8 protein-coding genes and 1 pseudogene are annotated in these 8,359 nt (G+C 43.2%); 3 read left to right on the forward strand and 6 right to left on the reverse strand.

Annotation, left to right across the window (positions count from 1 at the left end; translation table 11 throughout):
* Positions 1-146 precede the first annotated feature (146 nt).
* Entirely contained in the window at positions 147-1,403 is a 1,257-nt protein-coding gene (larC, locus tag IM515_RS12285) for a nickel pincer cofactor biosynthesis protein LarC (protein WP_287630199.1), read from the reverse strand.
* On the opposite strand from larC, the gene IM515_RS12290 reads away from it, so the two are divergent.
* Both IM515_RS12290 and IM515_RS12295 read left to right on the forward strand, forming a co-directional pair.
* On the forward strand, positions 1,380-2,021 hold the full coding sequence (locus IM515_RS12290; RefSeq protein ID WP_002771642.1) for an L-threonylcarbamoyladenylate synthase: 642 nt from the start codon (positions 1,380-1,382) through the stop codon (positions 2,019-2,021). The genes larC and IM515_RS12290 overlap by 24 nt on opposite strands.
* A gap of 326 nt (positions 2,022-2,347) precedes the next feature.
* Entirely contained in the window at positions 2,348-2,758 is a 411-nt protein-coding gene (locus IM515_RS12295) for an Hsp20/alpha crystallin family protein (protein ID WP_002771640.1), read from the forward strand.
* Positions 2,759-2,816: 58 nt separating this feature from the next.
* Here IM515_RS12295 and hpf read toward each other — a convergent pair whose 3' ends face one another.
* Positions 2,817-3,416, reverse strand: a complete 600-nt coding sequence (gene hpf / locus IM515_RS12300) for a ribosome hibernation-promoting factor, HPF/YfiA family (RefSeq protein WP_002771638.1) — start codon at positions 3,414-3,416, stop codon at positions 2,817-2,819.
* 852 nt (positions 3,417-4,268) lie between these two features.
* Positions 4,269-6,338, reverse strand: a complete 2,070-nt coding sequence (locus IM515_RS12305) for a S8 family peptidase (protein ID WP_287630200.1) — start codon at positions 6,336-6,338, stop codon at positions 4,269-4,271.
* 67 nt (positions 6,339-6,405) lie between these two features.
* On the opposite strand from IM515_RS12305, the gene IM515_RS12310 reads away from it, so the two are divergent.
* Complete coding sequence (locus tag IM515_RS12310; protein ID WP_287630201.1) at positions 6,406-7,197, forward strand: Uma2 family endonuclease; 792 nt, start codon at positions 6,406-6,408, stop codon at positions 7,195-7,197.
* A 10-nt stretch (positions 7,198-7,207) separates the two neighbouring features.
* Here the strand turns inward: IM515_RS12310 and IM515_RS12315 are convergent, their stop codons facing one another.
* From IM515_RS12315 to IM515_RS12325, 3 genes and pseudogenes are all read right to left on the reverse strand, one after another.
* Positions 7,208-7,435, reverse strand: coding sequence for a cyanobactin biosynthesis PatC/TenC/TruC family protein (locus tag IM515_RS12315; RefSeq protein WP_002771632.1), 228 nt, complete (start codon positions 7,433-7,435; stop codon positions 7,208-7,210).
* Positions 7,436-7,481: 46 nt separating this feature from the next.
* Complete coding sequence (locus IM515_RS12320) at positions 7,482-7,691, reverse strand: cyanobactin biosynthesis system PatB/AcyB/McaB family protein (protein WP_287630202.1); 210 nt, start codon at positions 7,689-7,691, stop codon at positions 7,482-7,484.
* A 128-nt stretch (positions 7,692-7,819) separates the two neighbouring features.
* Positions 7,820-8,230, reverse strand: a pseudogene (locus IM515_RS12325) (cyanobactin maturation protease PatG family protein); the annotation flags it as partial.
* Between the last annotated feature and the right edge of the window lie 129 nt (positions 8,231-8,359).

The following is an 8,359-nucleotide window of genomic DNA, read 5'->3' on the forward strand; positions in this document are numbered from 1 at the left end:
AATGGATATAAGTAGGGAGGCACAATTGTTTGTAGGATGGGTTAACGGTAGCGTAACATGAGCGGGCGTTGGGTTTCATGCTTCAACCCAACCTACGTTCTTTTGAAAAATGGATATACCAGTTTTATGATAAAATTGCCCTGCTGTCAAGACTGCTTTTTTTCTTGCCAAATAGCTAAGGCCATTTGATGAACAAATCGCCAAGGTAGATGATGCTGACGGGCAATTGCGGCACAATCTTCGTATTCTGGTTGTACGGTAATCGGTTGATTAATTGACTCTTTGTAGGCAACTTTTAGCCGAATTTGTCCATAGACAGTATCGATCAATTGTATCTCTCTTTTTAAGATCGATCGCTCTTGAATTGTCCTTCTAATACCTAAAGTTGTGGTTTCCTGAAAGATCATATTTTCACAAATAGCAATTTTATCCAAGGCACAAATTACTGTCAAAAGTATCCCCAAACGAGATTTTTTCATAGTAATTGCTTGACTAAATACATCCAAGGCACCCACTTGTAATAAAGCCTCACTTAAGTAGGCGATCGCTTGCGGATTTAAGTCATCAATTTGAGTTTCTAAAACTGCCACAGTTTCGCTTTCATCTAGCTTTTCTGATTCTTTTTTCCCTAACCAAAGTCGGACAAGATTGGGAATCGGCAAATCTTTTGTCCCTGCTCCTAAACCGACCTTTTCTAACTGCATTTTCGGCGGTTTACCGAAACTTTTAGCTAAAGTTGTCACAATAGCTGCCCCCGTGGGTGTTACTAACTCCGCTTCGATGCCATTACTATAAATTGGTACTTGTCGCTGACTGAACAATTGTACTACTGCTGGCACAGGAACCGGTAAACGACCATGGGCGGCCTGAACTGTACCGCCGCCGGTGGGTAGAGAAGAACAGTATAATTCACTCACCGATAGCCAATCCAAACCCAAACAAGTCCCGACGATATCGATAATGGCATCGGTTGCCCCGACTTCGTGAAAATGCACTTTTTCCGGTGCAATCCCGTGAACAGCCCCTTCTGCGATCGCAAGTTGTTGAAAAACCGCTACACTCCATTCTTGGACTTTCTGGGGTAAATTTGCTTGTTTAATTAAATTTTCAATCTCCGGTAAATGGCGAGCGGGGGTATGATGGTGATGGTGGTGGTGATCAGCGGACTTCTCGGCAGTGACATCGACGTGAATCTTAGTGGCAATTTGACCGCGACGATGCACTTTTTCGGCCCTTAATTGATATTCCTCCTCGATTCCTAAAGTTTTTAGTTGTGCAATCAGGTATTCTAAGGGGACTCCTAAATCTACTAATGCCCCTAAACACATATCCCCGGCGATTCCCGTGGGACAATCCCAATAGGCGACGATTTTGCTATCATGGCTACTATTTACTCTCTCCATCCGGAAAATCCCCAACAACGTTCTATCCAAGAAATCTGTCATGCCCTGAAAAATGGGGCAATTATGCTTTATCCTACCGATACCGTCTATGCGATCGGTTGCGATCTCAATGTGAAATCCGCCGTCGAACGAGTTCGCCAAATCAAGCAACTATCTAATGATAAACCCTTGACGTTTCTCTGTTCTTCTTTGTCGAATATTTCCGAGTACGCAGTGGTCAGCGATTATGCTTATAAAATTATGCGACGAGTTATACCCGGTCCCTACACTTTTCTCTTACCGGCGACTAAATTAGTGCCGAAAGTGGTGATGAATCCGAAGCGGAAAACCACTGGTATCCGGGTTCCCGATCATGTTATCTGTCGCACTATTCTCGAAACCCTAGAAAATCCTATTATCTCTAGTTCTGCCCATCTTCCCGATCAGGAGGGGGATTTTCCCACCAAGGGGTTAGAAACCGCTAGGTTATTCGATGCCCTCGATCATATCGTTGATTTAATTATCGAAGATGGTTCGGCTCCCGGTTCGGAAGTGTCAACCATTGTTGATTTTACCGGCGATCAACCGGATATCGTGCGTCAGGGTTTGGGTTGGCCAGAATTACAACAATGGTTATAACGAAGGCGGTCGTCAGGAGATAGGAGACAGGAGACGGTCGATAGGAGACAGGAGACGGTCGATAGGAGATTATTTTTATTTATTCTCCCCACCTCCCCTGCCCCCCCGATGTCGGGGGGGTTGGGGGGGTCACACCCCACACCCCACACTCCACACCCCACAACTTCCCACTTGCCACTGATAACTGATAACTGATAACTGATAACTGAAACTGTATCGGTTATTGCGACTTTTTATTTCCTGAAAACCGCCTTGTGGAAGTCAAGTTAGTTGCTTAAGATAGAGGTAATCGCAGTCAGAGAAAACCTCTCAAGGAAATTATTACTATGGCTTTCACTCTTTATTCTCCCTTCCTCGAAATTAATTCTGTTCAACGTCAAATCGATCAACTTTTTCAAGAAGTATTACCGACAACTTCCTTGGTGTCTCGTCCCCCGGTGGAAATCTCTGTTAACGAGGATTCCGTGGAATTAAAAATCGAATTACCCGGCATGGATATTAAAGATATCGATGTGGAGGTTAGCAAGCAAATGGTGGCTATTAACGGGCAACGTGAATGCCCTGCCGAGGTAGAAAACAGCGAGTTTTATTATGGTAAATTTAGTCGCTTGATTACCCTACCAGTGGAGGTGCAAAATAGCCAAGTTACCGCTAACTATCAAGACGGTATTCTTTATCTCACCCTCCCGAAAGCGGTGGCAGAAAAAAATAAAGTGGTTAAAGTTAATCTTGGTTAGATGAGAAAAAGACTGGAGAATTTCTCCAGTCTTTTGTTTTATTTGTAGTCGCTAACTGTTAATTGGATTCTTTGCCATTTAGGTTGACGGGACGGGGTTGAATAACACCAAAACCGCCGTGATTGCGTTGATAGATAACATTGATTTCGTTCGTGTCTTTGTTGCAGAACATATAGAAATCGTGATCGACTAATTGCAATTGTGTTAGTGCTTCCTCAATAGTCATCGGTGGCATGGCAAAGTATTTCATCCGCACTACTTCCGCAGGTAATTCGGGAGTGCGATCGCCAATTAGGTTATCATCTAAGGGTTTCTCTTGCACCACCTCGCTAGTTTTAACGGTGGCGTTGGTGCGATGATCCACCAGTCTTTCTTTATACTTGCGGAGTTGACGAGCGATTTTATCAGAAACTAAATCAATACTTGCGTACAAATTTTCGCTTCCTTCTTGAGCGCGAATCACTGTTCCATTAGCATAAACCGTTACTTCTGCCTTGTGGCGATCGGGAATGCGCGCATTCTTTTCCACGGAGAGGTGAACATCGACTTTTGTGGTTATGCCGTTAAAATGTTTCACCGCTTTCTCCAGCTTTTGTTCCACATAATCATGAATAGGTTCGGTGACAGCGATATTATTGCCCTGAATCAATAGCTTCATACTCACTACTCCATCTAAAAATTTTGCTATGGACTGCCCACATCAACTATTTTTAAGGGGTGTTGATGCTAGGAATTTAATCCTCAAAAAACTGCTCGATCGCGCTGTTGAGTGAAAGTCAATTAGAGGTCACAGTCTAGATATTGTCGGTGTTCTCGTTCTCTTTTTTTTGTCGGATCGCGCGGAAAATTCATCGGGTCGAGCGCCTATTTGCAACTGGATTTATCTACCTCTATTCTAACAAGTTTCTGTAAACCTTTTCTTAACAGAAGTGCGAAGTTCTGTTAACTTTTATTTAAAGAAACCGATTTTCGCCGCCAGCAAGGGAATCCGGTGATTGTTTCTCCTGTGGGACGGTTAACCTCGGAATAGATGGGATAACCCTAGATTAGCACTTAGTATTCTCCCCAACATCTATATCTTCCCTTCTTTTAATTTTCCTTTGCGCTCCTTCACATTTCTTAAATAATTTGACAAATTTCGCAATGAATGCTCAAAAAATACCTCGTCTCTGTGGGCTAAAAATTCGGGCAATTACTCCCGCTGCTCTCGGGGCAACAGCGATCGCTAGTGCCAGCGAGAATTGCTAATCCCGACTTACACTCTCGCTGCTGACTCAGATGTTAAGTTTGTTAAATTTAAGTAGGGAGGCACAATTATTTGTAGGATGGGTTAGCGGTAGCGTAACATGAGCAGGCGTTGGGTTTCATGCTTCAACCCAACCTACGTTCTACGTTCATCTGACTCAGATGTTAAGTTTGTTAAATTTAATCTTGACAAATTTCCAGCACAGTTAATAGCGATCGCTTATTGCTTTTTTCAATATTGGTAAGTTGATCCTAAGCTAAAACCTCACTTAGAAACAGCCCAAGAACGCACTTCTCCTAAGGTTACAGGGGTGCGATCGCTGACATCAATAGTAAAGCGAAAAACTCGTTTAGCGCGCAGACCATTTTCGGGATCAAAGAATTTTAATTTCACATCCCAGCATTCACTTCCGTAGCGACAGAAGGGACTTTTTTCCACTTCAATACTGTGTAATTCCATTCCCATTGCTACTGCTTGGGAGAAGGTTTGTACCGCTTGAAAGGCGTTAGTAGCGGCAAAATTTAAGGCGCGATCGCGGGCGATTTGTCCGACGTTGCGTAAGTCATAATAAATGCGATTTAAGAAACTGGTTAGAGAACGCCGCATCCTCGCTTCATCGGCGATTTCATGTTCCGTGCGAACAGTTTCTATAGCTGATTCAATCAAAGTATTAACTTTCCAGCCATACATTCCTCGCGGACTATTAACCTTGATTACCGGAACAATTTGACCGGAAAAAAGTCTCACGGTTTCTTCAGTAAGAAGACCGGGGATACTCACTCTTTCCACATAATCTTCGTCTGCTTCTGGCAATATTTGACCCGCTAACATATATTGCATGACTTGATAAATCTCGGCGGCAAAAGCTCCCACGGGTTTAATTGCATAGATGGGAGTTAGTTCTAAATTGACTGTCCAAATTAAAGACTTAGTTTCTGATAAATTACTTTCTAAATAATCTACCATTTGCCGTGCATCGTAGGGATTGGATGGTAATTCAAGATTATCTATTGTGATGCTTGGCATTAACTGTTTAAAGGTGTCCCGACGCGCTTCTGTGCCGAAATCATAACCTAAAGTTCCTAACACATAAACGAGGTTTGAACGTTGACTAGGAGTAATATTACTAGGAACAATAGTATTAGATATTTGTTGCTTTTCGCTAATAGTTACTGAAGTTGAATTTTCAGTAACATTACTAGGAATCATCCCATTTTCAAGATTATTTAAGTTAGAAATCGCTGTAATTACAGGACTTTGGGGGGATACTAGAGTAACCGGCAATTGTTCCCCTGCTTCTTTCTCCGCTGTTTCCTCTTTCCCCTGCTTCTCTACTTCTTTTAAAGGTTCACCTGTCAAGAGTTCATAAGCACCCGCAATATTGATTTTTCCTAATAAACAGCGTTCCGGTTCTTCTACTTCCTTAGGATCGCAAGGGATGGCACTATTAATCAAAGCGGCCCTTACTGCTTCAGCATCAGGAGATAAACCCTGTTCTAATTGTAAACTCATCAATAAAGCGGCTGTTCCTGTCACAATGGGAGCGGCACAGCTAGTCCCTTTTTTACGGATGGGGTCATCGGTTGCGGGTTGAGCGCCTAAAATATTTTCGCCTGGAGCGAGAATCCCTTGAGTTGCATATTTACCGCCAAAATTACTAAATTTAAATGGCTCTCCCGTATCTTTCATCGCTCCTACGGTCAGGACATTTTCTAACACCGCCGGAACACACCAACACTCTCCTTTATCATTACCTCCGGGGGCAATCACCAGGATATTATTAGCTTGAGCTTGACGAATTGCTTTATCAATAAATTCGTGCGCTAATCCGCTTTGAGTTGGATGACAAGCGGCACAATGAATAATATTCACTCCCTGTTCAATCGCGGTACTAATTGCTCGGGAAAGATTGAGAGGATTAATAAAATCATCGTTGCTATAGGCGATGGGAATATTAATTACAGTAGCGTTAGGAGCAATCCCTTCTACTGGTGAATCTGGCTGTCCACAAATAGTGCTGATAATATGGTTAGCATGGAAGCGCAAATGCAAACTGTGGAGGATGTTTTCATCGGGAATCGCTTCTTTCAACATATCACCTTTTTCTTCATCACTTTTGCCACTTTTTTCTACATCTAAAAAGGCTTGTAAGTGTTGCGGATCGATGGGAAATTCTTCCGACCAATAGGGATCAAGTCGGGTAATATTTGCTGATTGGAAACAGGCGCGGTCTAAATCAATTGGTCCATCAAGAACGGCGATTTTGATGCGTGGATCGCCTTTTGTCTGGGAGCGAAGAGCGGTCATTCCGGGGATAGCATTGAGATCAGGCATAGTTTTTGCAGGTTTTCAAGAACAGTTATAGAATAAAAGCTAGATAACAAAAATAGGGGAATTAAAGATGAGTTCAATGACCCAAACGGTACAATCCTCAACCACAATTCAGGAACCTTCGACCACGGTGTATTGCGCTTCCCATTTACCCGACCACACCCAACTCCCCGATCAAGATGGAAGTTTTGTGAAAAACTATCAAGAACCTCCCCAAGCAGACCTTTTAACGGATACTATTACACCCCTTTTAGAGCAATTACATCCTGACGGTAATTACTGTCTGGGTCGAGATTGTGGGATTTATTGGCGATTGCCAGAGTATCCAGAATCCCTAGAAAAGGGTGCTGTTGCTCCCGATTGGTTTTATGTTCCCCATGTCCCCACGACTATTGATGGTCAAGTTCGCCGTTCTTTTGTGATGTGGAAAGAAACCATTGAACCGGTTATTGCCTTAGAATTTGTCTCTGGTAATGGTGAAGAAGAACGGGATAAAACGCCTGTTAAGGGTAAATTTTGGGTCTATGAGCGAGCGATTCAAATTCCTTTTTATGGAATTTATGAAGTTAACAAGGCCCAGATCGAGATGTACCAGTTAGTTAATGGTCGTTACCAAAAAATGACTCCTAATCAGCGCGGTCATTATCCCATTGTTCCTTTAAAGGTAGAGTTAGGAATTTGGCAAGGGGAATACCAAAATCAGTTCTTTCCCTGGCTTCGCTGGTGGGATGCGGAAGGTAACTTGTTGTTAACTTCCCAGGAATCTACTCAACAGGAACGACAACGAGCCGAACAGGAACGACAACGAGCCGATCGCCTAGCGGAACAGTTAAGGGCCTTGGGGATAGAACCTGAAGATTAAGGGAAGGTGTCTAACACCAGATGCGACCGCGGCGAAAAGGCGGATCATTGGGATTCGCTTTGCGGTCTTGGAACATCAATTTCCAACGTCCGTAATCTTCTAAACCAGTGGCGGGAATATATTTAGCTTTAGGTTGAGTTGTTTCTGGTTGCTCAATCTTGGGTTTTTCTGTGGTTGGTTGGTCAACATTCGCAGCAGCGGGTGTTGATTCTGGCGCACCTTTAGGTTTACTAGCCATTGTTTGATTTCCTCCAGTGTTTTTTACTAGGTTTTAGAAGTCGATACTAATAACGAAAACCGCCAAAAGAGGACATTTTCAGATAGCCATAGTGAGGATATTGAAACTGAGCCGTATCATTGTAGTTAGCTCCATGAACTAACTTCATCAGGATAGCTACTAAATCTTCCCCATCACCGTGAATAATATCGACGCATTCATGGGGATGAATAAAATGGGGACGTTTGACGGGAGCAGATTGTTTGGGAAGTCTCATGGTTGTTTTCGGGTAAATAATGGGGGTAGAGGCGAAGCATTCTGGCATAACCTATCGCTGAAACCTTAGATTTCCTATCCGAATGCTTCCCCCGTACTTGAAGTCAGAAGTCAGCGCAGGGGAGAGGACTAATAAGGAGAAGACCAGGAACGCACTTCGCCCAAAGTAACAGGAATTAAGTCACTCACATCTATTGTAAACCGGAAGATTTTACGAGCGCGGCGGCTATTTTCTGGGTCAAAGAATTTTAACTGTACGTCCCAGCAATCGCTATCCAGCCGACAAAAAGGACTCTTAGAAACATTAATACTATCGAGTTCCATCCCTGCACCCACAGCCTCAGAAAAAGTTTGCGCTGCTTGGAAAGCGTTAGTCGCGGCAAAATTGAGGGCGCGGTCTTGGGAAGTTTGCCCTAAATTGCGTAAATCGTAGTAGATGCGGTTGAGGAAACTACTCAAAGTACGGCGCATTTGGCTTTCTTGGGCTTCTGTTTGTTCTGCACCAACGGCTTCTATTGCCGCACTGACTATACTTTGCACGGCTGCAACTTGCATTTTTTACTCAAGGACAATAATATAGTTTAAGAGTCATAATTAGAAGCAAAGCACTCATTAAAAACATGATTAACCTAGAATTCACGGAAGAAGAAAAGAACTCACTGTATTATG

The organism is Microcystis sp. M44BS1 (genome assembly GCF_020244875.1).
GTDB lineage: Bacteria > Cyanobacteriota > Cyanobacteriia > Cyanobacteriales > Microcystaceae > Microcystis > Microcystis panniformis.

What these genes read in the sequence shown, in the direction of transcription:
- IM515_RS12290 (WP_002771642.1), top strand. Translation starts at nt 1,380, where the DNA reads ATGGCTACTATTTACTCTCTCCATCCGGAAAATCCCCAACAACGTTCT.
- hpf (WP_002771638.1), bottom strand. Translation starts at nt 3,416, where the DNA reads ATGAAGCTATTGATTCAGGGCAATAATATCGCTGTCACCGAACCTATT.
- IM515_RS12320 (WP_287630202.1), bottom strand. Translation starts at nt 7,691, where the DNA reads ATGAGACTTCCCAAACAATCTGCTCCCGTCAAACGTCCCCATTTTATT.
- IM515_RS12310 (WP_287630201.1), top strand. Translation starts at nt 6,406, where the DNA reads ATGAGTTCAATGACCCAAACGGTACAATCCTCAACCACAATTCAGGAA.
- larC (WP_287630199.1), bottom strand. Translation starts at nt 1,403, where the DNA reads ATGGAGAGAGTAAATAGTAGCCATGATAGCAAAATCGTCGCCTATTGG.
- IM515_RS12295 (WP_002771640.1), top strand. Translation starts at nt 2,348, where the DNA reads ATGGCTTTCACTCTTTATTCTCCCTTCCTCGAAATTAATTCTGTTCAA.
- IM515_RS12315 (WP_002771632.1), bottom strand. Translation starts at nt 7,435, where the DNA reads ATGGCTAGTAAACCTAAAGGTGCGCCAGAATCAACACCCGCTGCTGCG.
- IM515_RS12305 (WP_287630200.1), bottom strand. Translation starts at nt 6,338, where the DNA reads ATGCCTGATCTCAATGCTATCCCCGGAATGACCGCTCTTCGCTCCCAG.